Genomic DNA, 19874 nt, shown 5'->3' with positions numbered 1-19874 from the left:
AGCTTCAGTATACAAACAGAAAGGCCGTTTCGCCCTGCGGACGTCGAATTACTGTTTATCTGATTAAACTAACCGCTTTTCAACGGATAAAAAAGCAGGACTATCATCCACGCGCACAAAAAAATAGCCACCCTGCGGCGGCTATTTTCAGATTTTTAGGGCGTTTTTCTGCGTTACGGCGTTTCGACCGGCGCAGTACCCAGCGCTGGCGGCTCGCTGGCGAAACCGCGCAGCCCCACCACGTGCACATGCTCGTGGTTCTGGAACACCTTACGCACCAGTTTATAGGTGGTGCCCTTCTCAGGACTGATGTTTTCCGGCGCCGCGATAATCAGCTGCATCTCCAAACGGTCACACAACTCGAACAGCGTGGCGATCGATTTGGCATCCAGACGCGCCGCTTCATCGAGGAACAGCAAGCGACATGGCGAGATGTCTTTACCGCGCAGGCGGCGGGATTCTTCTTCCCAGCTCTGCACCACCATCACCAGAATTGACATCCCGGTACCGATGGCTTCACCGGTAGACAAGGCGCCGCTTTCCGCACGCAGCCAGCCGTCGGAGCCACGGTACACTTCCACTTCCATCTCCAGGTAGTTGCGGTAGTCCAGCAACTCCTCACCGATGGTCTGCGGCGTGCGCTGCCCCATATCGATCTGCGGATTCAGACGCTGATACAGCTTGGCCAACGCTTCGGAGAAGGTCAGGCGGTTGCTGTTGAACAGATCCTGATGCTGTTCCTGCTGCTCGGAGAGCACGTCCAGCAGGGTGGCGTGCGCTTCGCGCACGTTGACGTTCAGACGGACGCTCTTCACCTGGCCGAAAGCAACGGCCTGTAACCCCTGGTTCAGCATGCGAATGCGGTTCTGCTCGCGCTGAATGGTTTTGCGAATGATGTTGGCCACGCTTTTCGAACTGATCGCCAGCTTCTGCTCGCGCGCGGTCAGTTCTTCGGTCAGACGGCCCAGCTCAATCTCCATCTGCTCGATGGCCTCGACCGGATCATCGGTACGGATGATGTCCTGGCGGATACGTTCGCGCAGGTGTTGGTACACCGCGATATAGAACTGAATCTTACGCTCTGGCCGCTTCGGATCTTCCGACAGACGCAGCACGTCGCGCAGGTGTTCGTTGTCCGCCACCGCCAGACGCAGCGCGCCGAGCGCCTTATCCGACATCGAGCGCAGCTCGTCGCCATCCATATACGCCAGCTCGCGGCGATGCAGGCGGCGTTCCACGCCGTTGTCTTTCACCAGACGCATCACCGCGCACCAGCCCGCCTTGGCGGTCACCACCTGCTCGCGCAGCTGATGGTAGTCGCGTTCCAGCTTGCGCAGTTTCTTCTGCAGGCCGTCCATTTCGGCTTCGCAGAAGGTCAGCTGTTTCTCCAACTGATTGCGGCGTGCGCGGTTGTTGCTCAGCGCCGCATGCAGCTCGTCGCGGCGCTGACGCGCGCGCGCTTCCGCGTTGGCGTCGGCCTGCACGCCGATATCCACCAGCTCCTGACTCAGCTCTTTCAGCATGTCGCGCTTGGCGTCATACGAGCTTTTCAGCGAGGCCAGCACCTGGCTGTATTGGGTGAACTGGGTTTGATATTGACGCAGCTGCTCACGGGCGCGGGCGCGTTCGGCTTCCGCCTGTTCCAGGCGCTGGCGCAGCTTGTCGTTGAGATCGTTGTTGGCATTCTGCATGCCGGCGGAGTCGGTATAGCTGAAGTGCGCGCGACGCTGCACCACCTCTGTCAACGCGAACGCCTGCTGTTTGGCCTGACGCTGCACGCTTTGCGCCTGCGCGTAGTCCTGCTGCAGCTGTTCATGCTGCTGCGGATCGCTCTGCAGCACCGACAGCAGCGGCTCCAGTTTGGTCAGCGACACCCCGTGCTGTTGAATGTGGCGCGCGGCGTCCTGCGCTTCTTCCAGCTCTTCACGGATCTCGTCGACGCGATCCTGCAGCGTTTCATCGTTCAGCAACGACACCAGCGGCATCAGGCGGTTGAGCGCGGAAATGCCCTCTTTGGCCTGATCGTACTGCTGGCGCTGCTGCTGATTCTGCGCTTCGTGATTGTTCAGCGCACGTTCGATCTCGCCGCGACGGGCGTTCAGATTGCGGATCTCCGCTTCCGGGTCAGCGTCGAACGCCACCGCCAGATGGGTGCAGATAAAGCGGCTGAAGGCCTGATGCGAACGCTGGGTTTTCTGCACGTCGAACGACAGCGTGGCATAGCGCTCCGCCAGCGTTTCACGCTCGGCATGCAGCACTTCCAGGCGGTTTTCGCGCGCCGCGCGGCCGAACAACGGCACTTCCGGGTAACGGGAATAACGCCACTGGCGATCGGCGATCTTCACCACCACCGCTTTGTCCTGCTCTTCGACGGCGAATACGCTGTCATCGAACGACTGCGGATCCCCTTCGATCAGGTAAAGATCTTCCGGGCAATCTTCCAGCCCTTCCAGCATCTCGCGCACCAGCGACAGATCCGGCACCACGATGGCGTGGCGCGAAGGGCCGTACAGCGCCGAGAAGTAAGGCGCGTCGTCGATGGTGACGTCATCGTAAATTTCCGACAGCAACACGCCGCCGAAACGTTCGGCCAAAGTGACCAGACGTTGATCTTCCGCGCCGCCCGGCTGGCTGAGACGTTCGATCTGCGCTTCCACTTCGCGCTTGCGGGCCGCCACCTCGTCGCGCTCGACGGTGGTTTCACGCTCACGCTCCAGCAGCTGCTGCATGTATTCGGTCACCTGCTGGCTGTTTTCCAGCGGCTCTCCGCTCTGATCGCTGAGCTGGCTCAGGGCGTCCTGCGCCGCCAGCCACACCGGCGCGCGCGCCGTCAGCTCACGGATGCGCTGCTGGATCTGCTCCAGCTCCTGGCGCATCTCCATGCGGCGTTCACCGGCTTCGCTGACGTTCTGTGACAGCGCTTCCAGGCGCTCTTCCAGCTCCTGCTGCAGCATGTCGAGATCGTCCGGCTGGTACTCCTGACCATGGCGTTTGCAAAATTCTTGCAGCAGGCGTTCGGCGTCCTGCTGCGAGCGCAGGCGCTGTTCCAGTTCGCTCAGGCGCAAACGCAGCGGCTGAACGCGCTCGGCGAGGTGTTGCTGCGAAGGCCAGTCGCGCAGCAATTCGCGCGCACACTGCCAGGCTTCGCTGCGGCTGACCTGGCCGGCGATTTTACCCACCAGCTGATAGGCCTGCTCGAACTGGCCGTGCGCGGCGTCGGCCACGCTCAGCTTCTGCTCCAGCATCAGCAGCGCTTCGGTCGCCTCCTGCTCGCGAGCCTGGAAGGTGTCCAGCCACTGTTCAGCGTTGTCGGCGGTCAGGTCCGGCAGTTGGCACAGCGCGCGCGCGCGCTCCAACGCCTGCAGCGCCTGTTGGTACTGAATGGCGCGGGTCTGCTGCACGTCAAGCGCCTGCTGGTAGTCGGCCAGCTGGCTCTTCAGCTCGTCCACTTCCAGCTCGGCCGCTTCGGCGCGCGCTTCGTTCTCGGCCTGCTGCTCGCTCGCCTCGGCCACCACTTCGTTCTGCTCTTCCAGGCGGTAGGTCAGCTCTTCCAGATCGGCTTCATAGCGTTCGATCTTCTCCTGCTGACGCATCGCCGTCTGCACCAGGTTCAGGTGGTCGCTGGCGGCCTGGTAATCGGTTTCCAGATCGGATTCGGCGCCGCTCTGCTCGCTCAGCTCACGCGCCATTTCCACATGGCGATACTGTTCGGCGGCCAGCTGCTTGCGGCTGCCCAACAGATCGCTGCGCAGCGCCAGCGCGCCGTCCAGGTGGATGCGGCGTTCGTTGGCGTGGCGCATATAGTCCGCCGCCACATAGGAGGTGGCCTCGGAGATCAAATGCTTGAACAGGTCGCGATCCGACTGGGTAACGCGGATCGCTTCCAGCGTCATGCGGTTTTCGCGCAGCGCCGCTTCCATGTCCTGGAACGCCTTGCGCACGCCGCTGTTTTCCGGCAACAGGTAGTCGCGCAGCGAGCGGGTGATGGCGCTGGAGATGCCGCCGTACAGCGACGCTTCAATCAGACGATAGAATTTGCTGCGATCGGCGGACGAACGCAGGCGTTTCGGGATCACGCCCAGATCGAACATCAGCGAGTGGTAATCGGTGATCGAGTTGAACTGCTTGAACTGCACGCCTTCCATCTCTTCCACGCGCTCTTTCAACTCTTGCAGCGACAGCACGCGCGCCTGGCGCTCACCCACGGTCTGGGTCAGCAATTCAGTCGGCTGTACCGCGGTCGGCAGGCCCTGGATGGTGAAAGGTTTGATATCGACCTTGCGATCGCGTCCCGCCACCTGCTGCAGACGCACGCCAACCACCACGCGCTGGTGGCGCGAGTTGACGACGTCGAGGGTGGAGTAACATACGCCGGCGCGCAGCTTGCCGTGCAGGCCCTTGTCGCGCGAACCGCTGGTGGCACCCGCTTCGGTGGTGTTACGGAAGTGCAGCAGCGTCAGATCGGGGATCAGTGCGGTGACGAAGGCCGCCATGGTGGTGGATTTCCCCGCCCCGTTCCCGCCGGACAGCGTGGTCACCAGCTCATCGAGATCAAAGGTGCGGGCAAAGAAGCCGTTCCAGTTAACCAGCGTCAGCGAGCGAAATTTACCGCGTTCAATCATTCCTGTTCATCCTCTGCACCGTCAGGAGCGTTATCAACCTGCTGATCCTCAGCGTCATTCTCATCGTTAAGCGACAGGCTGGTTTCAACCGGCATCGCCTCGCCGTCGCGAATCATGCGCAGCTGCGCTTCACGCGGATCGTCGCCGCTGCGCACGTCGGCGCCGAAGCGGAACACCGCCTCGGTAATGCGGAACTTGCTGCTGTCATTGCCCATGAAATAGACCATGCCGAGGCGGCGCAGGCGGTTGAGCGAGGTGCGCACCTTCTCGTGCAGCTTCTGCCGATCGAGATCCGAACCGGTGGAGCGCTGGTTGACGAACTTGAGCAGCTTGTTCTCATCCGCCAGGCTCAGCAGTTCATCGTACAGCTCCTGATGGCTGAAAATGCCTTCGTGCGCCAGGCGCTCGGGGCTGAGATACAGGTAACACAAGATCTTGCCGACCATCATATCCAGCTCGGACAGCACCGAACGCGGGATCAGCGTGGTGGAGCGCGGGCGCAAATAGAAGAAACCTTCCGGCGCCCGAATCAGCTCGACGCTGTAACGGTTGTAAAACTCTTCCAGCTCATCCTGGAAATCCATTAAAAAGGCGTGGTTGTCCAGCTCATCGATACCGATGTGACGACCCGCGCGCAGTTGGCTGTCCAGCGCCGGGAACAGCGAGTTGGACAACGCTTTGGCCAGCTTGACTGGCATTACTTGTTCAATATTTGTCGATGACATGGGCCTGGACCTTGGCTCCGTAATCATTGATTGCCTGCCATTCCGCCGGCAACCCTGAGAAATCTGCTTCAGCCACACCGAGGCGCACTGCCTGGTCGACCACTAAACGTGCCACGTCGAAATGACGCGCACGCGGATATTGCGCCAGGTAATCGCGCATCACCGCTGCAAGGTTGAGCGGCATCTGCTGTTCCTGGTACACCTTCAACGCCTCTTCGATCATCGCCGCCAGCTGTTCGCGAATCTCGCTGAACTCTTCGAACTCCAGATCAGGCGGCAGTTCCCCGGTCACTTCCTCGCTGCGCAGCGCCAGTTCTTCGTCGCGCATGTCCAGCAGACGATCGGCATTGGCATGAGTCAGCGCCCACGGGTGGTCGAAATAGGTTTGCACCGACTGGCGCAGGCGTTGGGCGAACACGCGGTTTTTATCCATATCGATAGCGGTACGGATAAATTTGTGCACGTGACGATCGTAGCCGATCCACAGGTCGATCGCCTGCTGGCCCCAGCTGATGATGCGATCCAGCTTGCTCTGCAGATCGAACACCAGCTTGTCGACGAAGCCGAGCTCCACGTTGCCGAGGGTTGCGTCCTGGATGCGCAGCAGATTGGCCTGCAGCTTGTCGCCCGCCGCATCCAGCGTATCCTGCAGTTCGCGCAGGGTGCCTGAGGTTTCCGACAGCAGCATTTCGCAGCTGGAGATCGCCGCCCGCCAGTCTTTGCTCAGCAGCGCCGCGATGTCATTTTTCACGCTCTGCTGCTGCTCGTCCATCACGCGTTGCGTCATGTCGATGCTGTCGAAGATTTCCGCCACCGAATATTTCAACGGCGCGAACACGTTGCGGTGCCAATGGAAATCGTCGCCGCCCTCGTCGGCGGCATCGGCGGCGCGCTTCAGTTCCTGCGCCACGATCGACAGCTGCATCGACAGACGCAGCGTGGAGAATTCGCGTTGGCGAATATAGTAATCGGTAATGCCGATACCCAGCGGCGTCAGGCGGTAAATCGCGTTACCGTCCGCCAGTTCGCTGGTAAAGCGGTTCAACAGGCGCTGGCGCACCATGTCGTTGATCGCATTGTTGGCGCGCATCGCCACCGTTTCATGCGTCTGTTCAAAACCCTTGCTGACATGGCGAAATGCATCAACCAGCTCACCTTCGCTCATCTCGCCGTCCAGCCGTTCGCCATTCAGGGTGGCGATAGCGAGCAGAAATGCGAGACGCTCCGTAGGGAGCGAAATAGAGAAATCATTTTTCCGTGCCCAGGCGACCAGTTCGGGTACTGTCTGGGAAAATTCACTCATAGTTCGTCCTTCAGGTTTGGTTTATGCGCCATGACGTGAATATAGCGCCCCAAACTCACGTACGGCTCCTGCCGGCAATAGTGCTGTTCAAGCGCCAGTAACTCTTCAAATTTTTGGGTTTGCAGCTGTCTGCTCTGCAGATAGTCGTGGAACACCCGCACGCCGGTTTTGCCGCTGATGCGCATGCCCAGCTGTTCCAGCCAGCCGTAGACCAATAGCGGATCGTGCGGATATTGCGGCGACAGCGAACGCTTGCGGCGCCGTCTGACCTCGGGATCCACCAATTGGAAGTTACCCAACACCACGTTACGCATCAAGAGACCGTTGGCGTTGAAGAACATCAGCGACAGCGCGCCGCCCGGCGTCAGACAATCGCACAACGCCTGCAGCGCCGCCACGGGTTCAGCGATCCATTCAAGCACTGCATGAAACAATATCAGATCAACCGGCTGTTCCAAATGTTGAGCGATATCCTGCGCAGAACTTTGTACGAATTGCATGTTCTGGCTCACACCTTTCTGCTCCGCCAGCTGCGCGGCGCGCTGGATCATCTCACCAGAAAGATCGCACAACAACACCTGATGTCCTAATTCTGCCAGTTGGCAAGCCATATGGCCTTCACCGCCCCCGGCATCAAGGATGCGCAGCGGCCGCTGCGGCAACTGGGCCAGCAGCCCGGTCAGATCCTGCCAAACCACCGCCTGGCGGATTTTTCCTTTCGTGGTGCCGTAAATATTACGCGCAAATTTTTCAGCAATATCGTCAAAATTACGATCCTGCATGGACAACGGCTCCGCTGATCTCAGTCTTGTCGGCGGCAAAGCGCACGCCCATTCAAACCTGCTATTTTGGCACAGACTGGCTTAGAATGTATCTTCTTGCGGCCTGTTTATGCCTGGATGCCGTTTTTTCACTCAAAAGGATCTGATTTTCGATGCTGTTCAACCTGAAAAAGTTCTTTGGCGCTCTGCTGATGCCGCTGCCGCTGTTGATGCTGCTGATGGGGCTGGCGCTGCTGCTGCTGTGGTTCACCCGCTGGCAAAAAAGCGGTAAGACGATTTTCACGCTGAGCTGGCTGTTTTTACTGCTTTTCAGCCTGCAACCGGTGGCCGACCGCCTGCTGCGGCCGATCGAAGCCGAATACCAGACATATCGCGGCAACGATGCGGTCAGCTACATCGTGGTGTTGGGCGGAGGCTATACCTACAATCCCGACTGGGCACCCAGCTCGAACCTGCTCGGCAACAGTCTGCCGCGCGTGACGGAGGGCGTGCGGCTCTATCTGGCGCACCCTGGCGCCAGGATGGTGTTTACCGGCGCGCCCGGCGGACGCATGCAGAGCAACGCCGCCACGGCAGCGCTGGTAGCGGAAAGCCTGGGCGTGCCGCGCAGCGACATGGTGATCCTGGGGGAACCGCGCGATACCGAGGAAGAAGCCGCTCAGGTCGCCAAGTTGGTCGGCGAACACCCCTTCCTTCTGGTGACTTCCGCCAACCATCTGCCGCGCGCCATGCGTTTCTTCGAGGCTAAGGGCCTGCACCCGATCCCGGCCCCGGCCAACCAATTGGCTATCGACTCGCCGCTGAATATCTGGGATCGCGCCACGCCGTCGTCCATGTTCCTCGGCCATACCGAGCGCGCCTGGTATGAAACGCTGGGCAGTCTGTGGCAGCGGCTGAAAGGCGCGGATAGCGCCGGCGCCGAGTAAGGCCCCGTTCAACCGGCCAGCCAGGGCAGCAGCTGTTGCGACGCATAGTCGAACAGCTGCCGCTCCAGCTTGCCGGTATGGATCAAACGCCCTACCGCTTCCCACACCACGTACAGCCAGCGCCGCGCCAGGAAAGCGTCGGCGACCGGCGCCCGCTGCAGATAGCTGAACAACAGTTGGCTGGGCATGCCCGCTTCACAGAGGCGGAAAAGATCGTATTCGCGCGGCGCCCACAGCACCACACCGGGATTAAGCATCGCCAACAGCTGATCGCTTTTGGGATCTTTCAACATGCTGCGCAGCGACAGGTTACCGTGCACCAGGACGCAGGGATCGTCGAAACCGACGAAGAAATGGGTCAGCGCTTCGCGCGTGCGATACAGCAAACGCCGATCTGCCATGGTCAGCTGCGGGGTAGTGAGATTGACCACCGTCGCCCACAGCACTTCGACCCGCTGTTGATACCAGCAAAACCAGTCATTCTCCTGCGTACTGTCAACGGTGCCGACGCTGCCATGGCTGTCGATGCGGTGCCAGGCCAACATCCCGTCAACGATCTGCTCCATTAACATGTTCCAGCGATCCGGCGAACGCGTTGGCGCTTCGGCCGACACGCCGCGCAGACGCTCGATCAGCAGGATTTCCGTATACGGCGCCTGGTGGGTGCATACCACGCCGTACACCGTGGGCAGGCGGATATCCCCGTCGCGCGCCAGCATCGACAGCTTGTACGCCTCCTGCTGGGCGATGCCCTGGCAGATAAAACTTTTCGCCATCAGCGGGATAGCGTTGCCCTGGCGATCGTACAGTGAATACATGTGCGCATAAGGCTGCTCGCTCACCCGCTCCAGCCGGCTGACGGACTCACCCAGCACGATGCTCAGTTCGGCGCGTAACTGCTCCATAAGGCATTCACCTCAGGCTAATAAGGGGGGTATGCGTAACATCATCGAACGGTGAGCGGAAAAATTCTTCAACGCAGATCAACAAAACGGGGATCAATAATGGGAGGTATTGCATCGTCGGCGCGTTGCGCGCCGCGCCGACGAAATCAGGCTCAGGGTTGAATGCTGTCGCGCACGCGCTGGAGATCTTCCGGCGTATCGACCCCCACGCTCGGGACCGCTTTCGCGACCGCCACGTGGATTTTTTCACCGTACCACAGCACGCGCAGCTGTTCCAACAGCTCGATCTGCTCCAGCTGGCTCGGCGCCCAGCTGACGTAGCGGCGCACGAAACCGGCGCGGTACGCATAGATGCCGATGTGGCGCAGCAGGCTGTCGCCGATGCTCTCCTTCGATGCGGCGAAACGCTCGCGATCCCAGGGAATGGTGGCGCGCGAGAAGTAGAGCGCGTAGCCCTGCGCGTCCATCACGACCTTCACCGCATTGGGGTTGAATGCCTCTTCGGCGCTGTCGATCGGCACCGCCAATGTCGCCATGCCGGCCTGGCTGCCCGCCAGGTTTTCCGCCACCTGCCGCACGATAACGGGTGGGATCAGCGGCTCATCGCCCTGCACGTTAACGATGATCTGGTCGTCGGCAAAGCCGTAGTGCGCGATCACTTCCGCCAAACGCTCGGTGCCGGAATGGTGATCCGGGCTGGTCATGCACACTTCGCCGCCGGCGGCTTCTACCGCTTTGGCGACTTCAGGGTGATCGGTCGCCACGATGACCCGGCTGGCGCCGGACTCACGGGCGCGTTCCATCACGTGCACCACCATCGGCTTGCCGTGAATATCGGCCAGCGGTTTGCCCGGCAAACGGGTTGAGGCGTAGCGGGCGGGAATAATAGCGATAAAACTCATGCGTGCTTCTCGTCCAGCGACAGCGCACGCGCTTCATTTTCCAACAGCACCGGAATGCCGTCGCGCAGCGGGTAAGCCAACCCGTCCGCTTTGCACACCAGCTCCTGGTTTTCTTTATTGAAATAGAGTTTGCCGTTGCATACCGGGCAGGCAACGATTTCGAGTAAACGGTGGTCCATGCATCCTCCGCAAGGGGATAGGTCATCTGGGAAGGCTGTGAGGATAGCATAACGCCCGGCCTCAGGTTAATCATCGGCGGCGCCAAGCCGCCGATATTTCCTCATGGCGCCCGCGCAACGGCTTGAACTGCGGCGCCACACGGCGTAGAATTTTGTGATTAAAATCACAAAAAAGACCGTAATACGTGATCAAACGTCTGCATAAAATCATCGCTCTGTTCGCTAACTTCAGCCACTGAGCCCCCTTTGTAACGAGCGGCGCTTAACTTCGTTTTACCCCACCGACGGCGTCGCTCGTTATCCCACTTCCCAGCCGGCTCCCCATTCAGCGGCCAACGCCGCCGGAATGTCGCCCAGCGCAACGCGTTGCGCGCCGTGCCAATGAGCCGTACGCGCGATGGCTTGCCGGATATCCTGCGTTCGCTGTTTGCCGAAGCGCACCTGCGGCTCCGCATGGAAACTGATGATCTCGAAGATGCCCTGGCGCCGGTGCGCCTTGGCATCAATCCGCCCCACCAGATCGCCCCGATGCAGCACCGGCAACGTGAAGTAACCGTAGCGGCGTTTTTCTTTCGGCGTGTAACACTCCAGCCGATAGTCAAAGTTGAACAGCTCCAGCGCCCGACGACGATCCCACACCACCGGATCAAAAGGCGACAACAGGCTGGTGACCGTCGATTTGAGTTTGCCCTGCTCCGCCAGCGGCAGCAGTTCCGCCAGTGATTCATGCACATAAAACGGCCCTTCCAGCCCCTCGACCCGCACCGGCGTAATCTCGCCCTGCTCCTGCAGCGCTGCCAGCAAGGCTTTTGGCGCCACGCGCTTCAGCCGATAGTAGTCCGCCAACCACTCGGCGCGGAAAATGCCCAGATAGCGGCAGGTGCGGCACAGCATCTGCCGGCGCGCCTGCTCCACGGGCAGCGCATGCCGCGCATCGTCCCAGGCCGGCAGCAGCCTTTCGGTCAGATCGTAAACCCGGTGGAAATTGCGACGTTCGGCCACCATCAGCTTGCCGGCGGTAAACAGGATCTCCAGATGCCGTTTCTCTGGTTTCCAGTCCCACCACCCGCTGTTGCCCTTCTTCTCGGCGCTGAAATCCGCGGAGCGCACCGGCCCCTGTTGTTCGATGTGCCGCAGCAAGCTGTCTATCGCGGCCTGATGCTGCTGCACCCAGTCGGCGGAGTATTTCCAGCCCATATCATGCGGCGCTAGCATGCGGTGGCGCAGCAGACCAAAATCTTCGATCGGCAGGAAACAGGCCTCGTGCGCCCAATACTCGAACAGCTTGCGGCCGGCGAGCGCCTGTTCAAGCCACTCCGGCTGATAGGCTCCCAAACGGCTGAACAGCACCAGATACGGGCTGCGAGCAACGACGCTAATGGTATCGATTTGTAACAGCCCCATGCGCTGGATCGCACTCACGACGTCATCGGGCCGAGCCTGGCGTTTAAGCGGAGAAAGCAGCCCCTGGGCGGCAAGGTGCAGCGCGCGAGCGGCGGTAAGGGAAATGGTCGGGGTGGTCATCCTGATATCCGTGGCGAGTAGGCAATGGCCTGATAATAGTGGATATCGCGGGATTTATCTTCGCCAGTGCTTGCGGGTGGCGACACCGGCACTGGCGAGGAAGGAGGATGCGATCAGAACGCGATAACGTCTGCCGCGGACAGCCCATGCGAGCTGCGATAGATCGAGAACTCAACGTTCTGACCTTCGTTCAACGACTTATTTTTGGTGTTGGCGATAGCGTTGCGATTGACATAGATTTCGTCGCTGCCATCTACCGGTGAAATAAAACCATAGCCTTCGGCCTGATTAAACCATTTCACACGGCCCATTTTTAACACAGTATTTTTAAACATAACTTATATCCTTTTACTTGAGCATCCTTGACAACGTCATTTTTTATATTGTCTGGACGCTACCAGCCCATCCTAAAGTTTTTCGTAACAAACCTCTCGTGAGCAAAAATTAAAAAACCCGCACTAAGGCGGGCTTGTTGAACTTAATATCTTCCGCATGACTCAGCGCTGAAGCGTCACCATGGTTGTATTAAGATCTCTTTATACGCGTTCCCTGTCTTCTTACAGAGCAACTACGTTGGCGGCAGCCGGCCCGCGCGGGCTGTCCTGGATGGTGTACTCGACGCGCTGGCCTTCAGCCAGGGTCTTGAAACCGTCGGTCATGATTGCGGAGAAGTGTACGAATACATCTTTGCCGCCATCGTGCTGCTCAATGAAACCAAAACCTTTGCTTTCGTTGAACCACTTAACTTGACCCGTCTTCTTAGACATTACTTTTACCTTTAAATATATTTACAAAATCTGCCATAAGAGGCAATTGCGGCCATTTCAGAAACATTACTTATGGGAGGTACTTAGAAGGTTCGTCTTTGAAGCGGAATCGGATGATAACGTTTTTGGAGGAACTGCTTAACTCTAAACTCGAACATAAATAGGTCTGGATCACAGGCCGACTTGCATTTACTCATAAAAATGGTGAATGCACAAGGGGTTTATTGCATTAAATTCATAAATACGCCGAATTTATTTTTATCCCCCTGAATATGCATGACTTAATTTAACGCTCGCCGCGGCCGATCCATCGCGTTCCCCTCCTCACCGGGGCATCATTTGTCCGTCCGTGCGCTGCAAATGAGAGCTAACGCATAAAACTCTAATATGCTTGCCACGTCTATAACAAATCCCAAATCAGATGGCTAAACTTGAGGGGAAAACAAGGCAGACGGCTTTTTCGCCAGCACTTTTGCCGCTAAAAACACTATTTTTCAGATTATGCTGAATCAAGGAGCTATGCGCATGACCGCCCAGCAGTTCGTTTCACCTAATGAAATCCGCGCCAGATTCTCTCATGCGATGTCGGACATGTACCAAAAAGAGGTACCGCTGTACGGCGATCTGCTGGAACTGGTGGCGGAAACCAACCGACAGGTTCTGCGCGAAGATGCCGCACTGGCTCATCAACTGCAAATCACCGGCGAGATCGAACGCCTTGCGATGGAGCGCCACGGCGCGATCCGGGTCGGCACGGCGGACGAACTGGCTACCCTGCGCCGTCTGTTCCAGGTGATGGGCATGGCGCCGGTCGGTTACTATGATTTGTCGGTGGCAGGCGTTCCCGTCCACTCGACCGCCTTTCGCGCCGTACACGAAGACGCCCTGCAAATCAGTCCGTTCCGCGTGTTTACCTCCCTGCTGCGCCTGGAGCTGATAGAAGATCCCGCGCTGCGTGAGCTGGCCGAGCGCTTGCTGGCGCGCCGCCGCATCTTTACCGATCGCGCGTTGGAACTGATCGCGCTGCAGGAAGCGCAAGGCGGGCTGAATGAAGTGCAGGCGCAAGAATTTGTCGAACAAGCGCTGGAAACCTTCCGCTGGCACAACCAGGCGACGGTCAGCGCCGAAGAATACCGGCAGTTGCACGATCAGCATCGCTTGATCGCCGACGTGGTGGCGTTTAAAGGGCCGCATATCAATCATCTGACACCGCGCACGCTGGATATCGATCGCGTTCAGCAGGCGATGCCCGCCCGCGGCATTACGCCCAAGGCGGTCATTGAGGGCCCGCCGCGTCGCCGTCGCGCGATCCTGCTGCGCCAGACCAGCTTCAAGGCGTTGGAAGAACGCGTCGATTTCGTCGAGCATGACGGCCGCGTCGTCGCCGGTCATCATACCGCGCGCTTCGGCGAGATTGAACAGCGCGGTGTGGCGCTGACGACTAAAGGAAGAGAACTCTACGACCGCCTGCTGAAGGCCACCAACGATGCGCTGCAGGCGCCGCCGAGCGAGAAAAATGCCGAACGCTATTATCAGCTGCTGGAAGAAAACTTCCGGGCGTTTCCGGATGATTACGCCACGCTGCGCGAGCAACAGCTGGCCTGGTTCCGCTATTTCCCGACCGAATGCGGTCTGGCGGCCAAAGAATCACTGGATAAGCACAGCACCCTGGAGCAACTGATCGAGAAAGAACACGTTCGCTTCCAGCCACTGGTATATGAAGATTTTCTGCCGGTCAGCGCGGCGGGGATTTTCCAATCGAATCTGGGGGACAGCCGCCATACACAGTACAATGCGGCGTCAAGCCGGGCAGCGTTTGAACAAGCGTTGGGCAGTGAGGTGATCGACGAGCTGGCGCTGTATCAGCAAACCCAGCAGCGCTCGCTGGAAGCCTGCGCGCAAGCCTTGGGGCTTGTCACGCTGGCATCCTGAGATTACTTAGACAGCAGGGACTCGATATCCTGCAGCAGTTGCTCAGCCTGAGCGGACGGTAGCACCGCATCAACCGGTAGATACCACCAATTGGGCTGGGCAAAGGCGCGACACTTCACCGCGTCCTTCTCCGTCATCAACAGCGTTTGATCTGCATTAACCAACGCCGCCAGCTGCGCCTGCTGATATTCCTGATGATCGGCAAACGCCACTTCCTGCACGACTTCGACGTTCAACTTTTCCAACGTCGCGAAGAAACGCGGCGGATGGCCGATACCCGCCATCGCCACCACGCGCGGCAGCTCGGCCACCGGGCGACGTTCACCGCTCAGCAGGTTCACCGCATCACGCGCCTGCAGACGCATGGCAATTTCCCCGGCCTGCGCCACGCCGCCATTGGCGACGCGCGCATCGACGCTGCCAAGTCGCGCAGCGCGCTCGCGCATCGGCCCGGCCGGCAACCACCAGCCGTTACCGAATCGACGCACACCGTCAATGACCACCAGCTCGAAGTCACGCTGTAAAGCGTAGTGCTGCAAGCCGTCGTCGGTGATGATCACATCCAGCGGCTGTTGTTGCAGCAGAGCCTGCACCGCCTCGGCGCGCTTGGGCGCGATCGCCACGGGCGCCCCGGTACGCTGATAAATCAGCACCGGCTCATCACCCGCCTCGCGGGTCGACGTATTCTGACCCAGCACCAGAGGATAGACCGCCGACTTGCCGCCGTAGCCGCGCGACACCACCCCAACGCGGTAGCCCAGTTGCTGCAGGTGCTCCACCAGCCAGATCACCATCGGCGTTTTGCCGTTGCCGCCGGCGGTGAGATTACCCACCACCACGACCGGCACCGGCGAACGCCAACTTTTACGCAGGCCGCAGCGGTAACTGAGGCGGATCAGCCAACTGAACAGGCCATACAGCCACGAGAGCGGCAATAGCGCCAGATAAAGCAGCGAACCGCCGGACCAGATGCGCTCAATCATTATTGACCAAACTGCATGCGGTGCAGCTGCGCATAGGCGCCCTGCCGCTCAAGCAACTCGGCGTGCTCACCGCGTTCGACGATGCGGCCGTCTTCCACCACCAGGATCTCGTCCGCCTTTTCAATGGTCGACAGACGGTGCGCGATCACCAGTGAAGTTCGGTCTTTCTGCAGTTCGTCCAGCGCGGCCTGAATGGCTCGCTCGGACTCGGTATCCAGCGCAGAGGTCGCCTCATCCAGGATCAGGATCGGGCAGTCACGCAGCAGCGCGCGCGCGATGGCGATGCGCTGGCGTTGGCCGCCGGACAGCATGACGCCGTTCTCACCGATCACCGTATCCAGGCCGTTTTCCATCTTGTTGATGAAGTCCATCGCGTACGCCATTTCGGCCGCTTTCTCGATCTGCTCGCGGCTGTATTCGCTCTCACGCGCATAGGCAATATTGTTGGCGATGGTGTCGTTGAACAGGTGCACGTTTTGCGAAACCAGGGCCACCTGATTACGCAGTGAAGCCAGGGTGTATTCGCGCAGATCGTGGCCATCCATCAGAATTTCGCCTTCCTGGATATCATAGAAACGCGTCAACAGGTTGGCGATGGTCGATTTCCCCGAACCGGAACGGCCCACCAGCGCTACGGTCTTGCCTTCGGCGATGTTCAGGTTGATATCACGCAGCGCCGGCGTTTCCTTCGACGGGTAGTAGAAGGTGACATTGCGGAATTCGATATCGCCTTTCGCGCGCTTCACTTCGCGGGTGCCGGTATCTTTTTCCTGTTCCATATCCAAAATGGAGAACAGCGTCTGGCAAGCCGCCATCCCGCGTTGGAACTGGGCATTGACGTTGGTCAGCGACTTCAGCGGACGCATCAGCGCAATCATCGACGAGAACACCACGGTAATGGTACCGGCGGTCAGGGTTTCCATCACGCTTGGGAAGCTGGCGGCAAACAGCACGAACGCCAGCGCCAGCGAAGCGATCAGCTGAATGATCGGATCGGAAATCGAAGACGCGGAAACCAGCTTCATGCCTTGCTGACGCATGCGGTTGCTGACCGAATTAAAGCGCTCGGTTTCCACCTGCTGGCCGCCGAAGATCAGCACTTCTTTATGGCCTTTCAGCATCTGTTCGGCGCTGGTTGTCACCTGCCCCATCGTGTTCTGCATGTTCTTACTGATGTTGCGGAAGCGCTTGGACACCAGGCGAATGGCAATGGAGACGATCGGCGCCAGCACGATCAGGATCACCGACAGCTGCCAGCTGTAATAGAACATCATGATGAACAGGCCAATGATCGAAGCCCCTTCGCGCACCACGGTCACCAGCGCGCTGGAAGAGGAGGAAGCCACCTGTTCGGAATCATAGGTAATGCGCGACAACAGGGTCCCGGTGGACTGTTGATCGAAGAAGGCCACCGGCATTCTCATCATGTGGCCAAACAGGCGGCGGCGCATCTGCATCACCACCATGCCGGAAACCCAGGAAATGCAGTAGCTTGAAACAAAGCTGGTTACGCCGCGCATCAACATCAGCGCGATGACGGCCAACGGCATCCACACCAGCACGCTGCTGTCGGTTTTTCCAAACCCATCGTCCAATAGCGGTTTAAGCAGAGACAGCATCAGCGTGTCCCCCGCTGCGTTCATAATCAACGCAATGGCGGCTACAATCAGCCCGGTCTTAAAAGGAGTGATCATCGGCCAGAGTCGACGGAATGTCTGCCAGGTCGAGAGATCTTTATCATTCATCATGCAAATACCAGCATCGGAAGAAATAGCGGCCTATTTTACTCATTATCACCCTCTACGCCAAACCGCTGATGGTACCAACGGGGCATTAATTGTTCGCGAAAGCCCTTAATTTGCCAATCGTTGTCGAAAAAAAGTACCGATAACTGGCCGGAGCGCGTCGTATCGCGCCATATAATGCCATTTGCCCGGTATCTGGCGACCACTTTACGCGCCGGCAAACGCCATTTGTTGTAACGAGATGCTGACGCCAATGCCGCCTGAGGATTGATCGCGCGCAGAAACGGCGGCGTGGAAGAGGTTTTGCTGCCATGATGCCCCACCTGCAACACCGTCGCCGCCAAGCGATCGCGCCGCAATCGGAGCAGCTGCGCCTCCGCCTTTTTTCCGCGTCGCCGGTCAGCAGCAGGCTGTATTTCCCGTCGTCGATACGGATCACGCAAGAGTCGTCATTGCCCGGCTTTTTACGCGTTTTCGGCGGCCACAGCACTTCGAATTGCAACCCCTGCCAGCGCCAGCGCTCACCGGCGACGCAGGGCAAGTGCCCCTCCCCGCGCATCGGGCTGCGTATCGTAGCCCCTGGAAACGCCCGTCGCACCGTCGGCAGGCCACCGGTATGATCGAGATGATCATGGCTGATAATGATCTGTTCCAATTCAATCCCCCGCCAGTTCAACATTGGCAAAATATGCCGTTCGGCGGCGCTGCCGCCCGGCCAACGATCGCCGGTATCGTACAGTATTCCCTTGCCGTTTCGCTCAATGACCACCGCCAAGCCGTGCCCGACATCGAGCATATCGACTCGCCAGCGGTATCCCGGCTCTTTTTCCCGCCACAGCACACAGCATATCGCTATCGTCGCCAGCCCCGGTGCATAACGCCGCCACCAATGAAAGCGCCAACAGACGACGATGAGCCACCCCGCCGCGCTGGCCAGCAGCGAGGCAGCCCCCAGATCCACCCAACCGCGTTGCAGGTAATGCAGCGGCACAAACACCCAGTGCAGCGTTACGTCCGCCAGCCACCATAGCCCGTAGCTTAACGAGGGAAAGAAGCCAAATATCACCGCCAGCAAAATCAGCGGCACCGTCACCAATGAGACAATAGGTACCGCCCACAGATTGGCGGGTAGCGAGGTCAGCGTCAGGCCCAGAAACAGCGCGGCCTGCATCGGCACCAGCAGCAGCGTCATGCCGAGCTGAATATGCAGCCAGCGCACCGGCGCCCAATACCAGGCCGACCGGAATCGCTCACCGAGCGGCGCCCATTCAAACCAAAAAATCAGGCAACCTACCGCCAGCACCGATAGCCAGAAACTGTCTGACAATACCGCCAGCGGATCGCACAGCAAAATCAGCCCGATACACCATAGCCACACCTGCCAGGAAGAACAATGAACGCCGCGTAGGCGCAGCAACATCCACAATGTCATGGCCAACACGGTACGCACCGCCGGCGGCTGGGCGCCCACCAACCAGACATAGATCAGCGTCGCCAGCCAGCCCGCGACCAGAGGAAAACGATAGCCAATCAGATGGGAGGGCAGAAAAAACTGCAGCGCCCGCAGCGCAGCCCAGAACAAAATGGCGACCATCGCCACATGAAGCCCTGAAATGGCCATTAAATGCGCAATGCCGGTTTTCAGCATCAGCGTGCGTAAAGGCTGTTCCAGCGCGGTTCGCTCCCCAAATGCCAGCGCCAACAATACCGCCTTGTAACGCAGCTCACCGATGTTGGTTTCCGCATGGCTGATTATGCGCTGACGCAGGCTACAACCGCCATCCAGCAAACGGGCCTGCCTGACCAGGCCCGTCAACGGCTGGCGCTGTGCGATCGCCCAACGTTGGCTGTCGAAGCCCCCTTCATTGAGCTTGCCGTGCACCGGCCGCAAGCGCAGTTTCAATTGCCAACGCTGCCCGGCGCACAGCCGCTGCTGTTCCGGGGCCCATAGCGTGGTAAACATCAATGCAGGCGCCAGCCAATGGCCATCGATCCGCTCGATACGCATTAGCGTCTGCTTGCTGGCGGCCGGATTCAACGCGATGCTGCTTACCTGCACCACCGCCGTCACTTCCGGCCCGCGGCTCAAACGCTCCATTTGCCCGATCAGGCTTCCGGCGTTGAAAACCGCCCACGCGACCCCCAACCCCAGGTAGGCCAAATAACGGCAGACTGGCCTGCGCGTGCGCAGCAGTAAACAGACAACAAGCAAAAGCGGCCACAGCAGCCATTGCTCAGGCAACTGTGGTAAAACCAACAGCGGCAGGATGCCGCAGATAACGGCGAATATCGCCAGATCCAGCGAAATTTTGATCGCTTTTCTCCCATCGGCTCCGCCATGAGCAAAGACGCGTCACGGCAAGCAAGCAGGATCATTCAGGCGACATGTCGCCGCCAGCGGGCTTTAACGAAGATGCGCTGAACATGGCAGGATAAGAGAGATCTATGCAGGAGCCACATCGTCAATGCGGTGCAGTACGCAACTCGCGAGCGTATCGCGGAGAATTGCAGGCAAAAAAAACGGCGCCTACAGGCACCGTTTTATATTCTTTTCAAGCAACAACGCTATGAGCAGTCAG

At 59.2% G+C, this 19874-nt stretch carries 14 protein-coding genes and 1 pseudogene; 2 read left to right on the top strand and 13 right to left on the bottom strand.

What is annotated here, in order from left to right; genetic code table 11:
• Positions 1-173: 173 nt before the first annotated feature.
• From mukB to cmoM, 4 genes are read right to left on the bottom strand one after another with little or no spacing between them, the layout of a single operon-like run.
• Positions 174-4622, bottom strand: a complete 4449-nt coding sequence (mukB, locus tag ACORQT_RS08475) for a chromosome partition protein MukB (protein WP_444859358.1) — start codon at positions 4620-4622, stop codon at positions 174-176.
• Entirely contained in the window at positions 4619-5347 is a 729-nt protein-coding gene (gene mukE, locus ACORQT_RS08470) for a chromosome partition protein MukE (protein WP_004928226.1), read from the bottom strand. The genes mukB and mukE overlap by 4 nt, the downstream gene beginning before the upstream one ends.
• Positions 5328-6650: a chromosome partition protein MukF gene (mukF, locus tag ACORQT_RS08465; protein WP_004928228.1), complete on the bottom strand. Its 1323-nt coding sequence runs from the start codon at positions 6648-6650 to the stop codon at positions 5328-5330. Before mukF ends, mukE begins: the two co-directional genes overlap by 20 nt.
• Positions 6647-7432, bottom strand: coding sequence for a tRNA uridine 5-oxyacetic acid(34) methyltransferase CmoM (cmoM, locus tag ACORQT_RS08460; RefSeq protein WP_033642570.1), 786 nt, complete (start codon positions 7430-7432; stop codon positions 6647-6649). The genes mukF and cmoM overlap by 4 nt, the downstream gene beginning before the upstream one ends.
• Positions 7433-7584: 152 nt before the next feature.
• On the opposite strand from cmoM, the gene elyC reads away from it, so the two are divergent.
• Positions 7585-8358 (top strand): envelope biogenesis factor ElyC, encoded by a 774-nt coding sequence (gene elyC, locus ACORQT_RS08455; RefSeq protein WP_042784114.1) that lies wholly within the window; start codon positions 7585-7587, stop codon positions 8356-8358.
• A gap of 8 nt (positions 8359-8366) precedes the next feature.
• On the opposite strand, the gene ACORQT_RS08450 is transcribed toward elyC, so the two are convergent.
• The 6 genes from ACORQT_RS08450 to cspE form a co-directional block, all read right to left on the bottom strand.
• Positions 8367-9263, bottom strand: coding sequence for a YcbJ family phosphotransferase (locus ACORQT_RS08450; RefSeq protein ID WP_047024941.1), 897 nt, complete (start codon positions 9261-9263; stop codon positions 8367-8369).
• A gap of 152 nt (positions 9264-9415) precedes the next feature.
• Positions 9416-10165, bottom strand: a complete 750-nt coding sequence (gene kdsB, locus ACORQT_RS08445) for a 3-deoxy-manno-octulosonate cytidylyltransferase (RefSeq protein WP_033642567.1) — start codon at positions 10163-10165, stop codon at positions 9416-9418.
• The gene (locus ACORQT_RS08440) at positions 10162-10344 is read right to left on the bottom strand and encodes a Trm112 family protein (protein ID WP_004928237.1); all 183 of its coding nucleotides are present in this window, start codon (positions 10342-10344) and stop codon (positions 10162-10164) included. The genes kdsB and ACORQT_RS08440 overlap by 4 nt, the downstream gene beginning before the upstream one ends.
• Positions 10345-10641: 297 nt before the next feature.
• The gene (locus ACORQT_RS08435) at positions 10642-11868 is read right to left on the bottom strand and encodes a winged helix-turn-helix domain-containing protein (RefSeq protein ID WP_164057179.1); all 1227 of its coding nucleotides are present in this window, start codon (positions 11866-11868) and stop codon (positions 10642-10644) included.
• Between the two features lie 113 nt (positions 11869-11981).
• Positions 11982-12203, bottom strand: coding sequence for a cold-shock protein (locus tag ACORQT_RS08430; RefSeq protein WP_004928241.1), 222 nt, complete (start codon positions 12201-12203; stop codon positions 11982-11984).
• A 222-nt stretch (positions 12204-12425) separates the two neighbouring features.
• Positions 12426-12635: a transcription antiterminator/RNA stability regulator CspE gene (cspE, locus tag ACORQT_RS08425; RefSeq protein WP_004928244.1), complete on the bottom strand. Its 210-nt coding sequence runs from the start codon at positions 12633-12635 to the stop codon at positions 12426-12428.
• Positions 12636-13160: 525 nt separating this feature from the next.
• On the opposite strand from cspE, the gene hglS reads away from it, so the two are divergent.
• Positions 13161-14567 (top strand): 2-oxoadipate dioxygenase/decarboxylase HglS, encoded by a 1407-nt coding sequence (hglS, locus tag ACORQT_RS08420; protein WP_060659708.1) that lies wholly within the window; start codon positions 13161-13163, stop codon positions 14565-14567.
• A 2-nt stretch (positions 14568-14569) separates the two neighbouring features.
• On the opposite strand, the gene lpxK is transcribed toward hglS, so the two are convergent.
• The 3 genes and pseudogenes from lpxK to ACORQT_RS08405 all read right to left on the bottom strand — a co-directional run bounded on the left by lpxK (position 14570) and on the right by ACORQT_RS08405 (position 19564).
• Positions 14570-15550 carry a tetraacyldisaccharide 4'-kinase gene (lpxK, locus tag ACORQT_RS08415; RefSeq protein ID WP_164057180.1) on the bottom strand — a complete coding sequence of 327 codons (981 nt, stop codon included), beginning with the start codon at positions 15548-15550 and terminating at the stop codon, positions 14570-14572.
• Positions 15550-17298, bottom strand: coding sequence for a lipid A ABC transporter ATP-binding protein/permease MsbA (msbA, locus tag ACORQT_RS08410; protein ID WP_033642563.1), 1749 nt, complete (start codon positions 17296-17298; stop codon positions 15550-15552). Before msbA ends, lpxK begins: the two co-directional genes overlap by 1 nt.
• 35 nt (positions 17299-17333) lie before the next feature.
• Positions 17334-19564: pseudogene (locus tag ACORQT_RS08405) on the bottom strand (ComEC family protein).
• Positions 19565-19874: the final 310 nt, after the last annotated feature.

This window comes from Serratia sp. (in: enterobacteria) (assembly GCF_052400455.1).
Taxonomy (GTDB): domain Bacteria; phylum Pseudomonadota; class Gammaproteobacteria; order Enterobacterales; family Enterobacteriaceae; genus Serratia; species Serratia ureilytica.
The sequence above is the reverse complement of the archived record's forward strand: the minus strand, read 5'-3'. Positions and strand labels throughout refer to the sequence as shown.

Excerpts from the sequence above, each read along its gene's own strand:
- mukB (WP_444859358.1), bottom strand. The coding sequence starts at position 4,622 with ATGATTGAACGCGGTAAATTTCGCTCGCTGACGCTGGTTAACTGGAAC.
- mukE (WP_004928226.1), bottom strand. The coding sequence starts at position 5,347 with ATGTCATCGACAAATATTGAACAAGTAATGCCAGTCAAGCTGGCCAAA.
- mukF (WP_004928228.1), bottom strand. The coding sequence starts at position 6,650 with ATGAGTGAATTTTCCCAGACAGTACCCGAACTGGTCGCCTGGGCACGG.
- cmoM (WP_033642570.1), bottom strand. The coding sequence starts at position 7,432 with ATGCAGGATCGTAATTTTGACGATATTGCTGAAAAATTTGCGCGTAAT.
- elyC (WP_042784114.1), top strand. The coding sequence starts at position 7,585 with ATGCTGTTCAACCTGAAAAAGTTCTTTGGCGCTCTGCTGATGCCGCTG.
- ACORQT_RS08450 (WP_047024941.1), bottom strand. The coding sequence starts at position 9,263 with ATGGAGCAGTTACGCGCCGAACTGAGCATCGTGCTGGGTGAGTCCGTC.
- kdsB (WP_033642567.1), bottom strand. The coding sequence starts at position 10,165 with ATGAGTTTTATCGCTATTATTCCCGCCCGCTACGCCTCAACCCGTTTG.
- ACORQT_RS08440 (WP_004928237.1), bottom strand. The coding sequence starts at position 10,344 with ATGGACCACCGTTTACTCGAAATCGTTGCCTGCCCGGTATGCAACGGC.
- ACORQT_RS08435 (WP_164057179.1), bottom strand. The coding sequence starts at position 11,868 with ATGACCACCCCGACCATTTCCCTTACCGCCGCTCGCGCGCTGCACCTT.
- ACORQT_RS08430 (WP_004928241.1), bottom strand. The coding sequence starts at position 12,203 with ATGTTTAAAAATACTGTGTTAAAAATGGGCCGTGTGAAATGGTTTAAT.
- cspE (WP_004928244.1), bottom strand. The coding sequence starts at position 12,635 with ATGTCTAAGAAGACGGGTCAAGTTAAGTGGTTCAACGAAAGCAAAGGT.
- hglS (WP_060659708.1), top strand. The coding sequence starts at position 13,161 with ATGACCGCCCAGCAGTTCGTTTCACCTAATGAAATCCGCGCCAGATTC.
- lpxK (WP_164057180.1), bottom strand. The coding sequence starts at position 15,550 with ATGATTGAGCGCATCTGGTCCGGCGGTTCGCTGCTTTATCTGGCGCTA.
- msbA (WP_033642563.1), bottom strand. The coding sequence starts at position 17,298 with ATGATGAATGATAAAGATCTCTCGACCTGGCAGACATTCCGTCGACTC.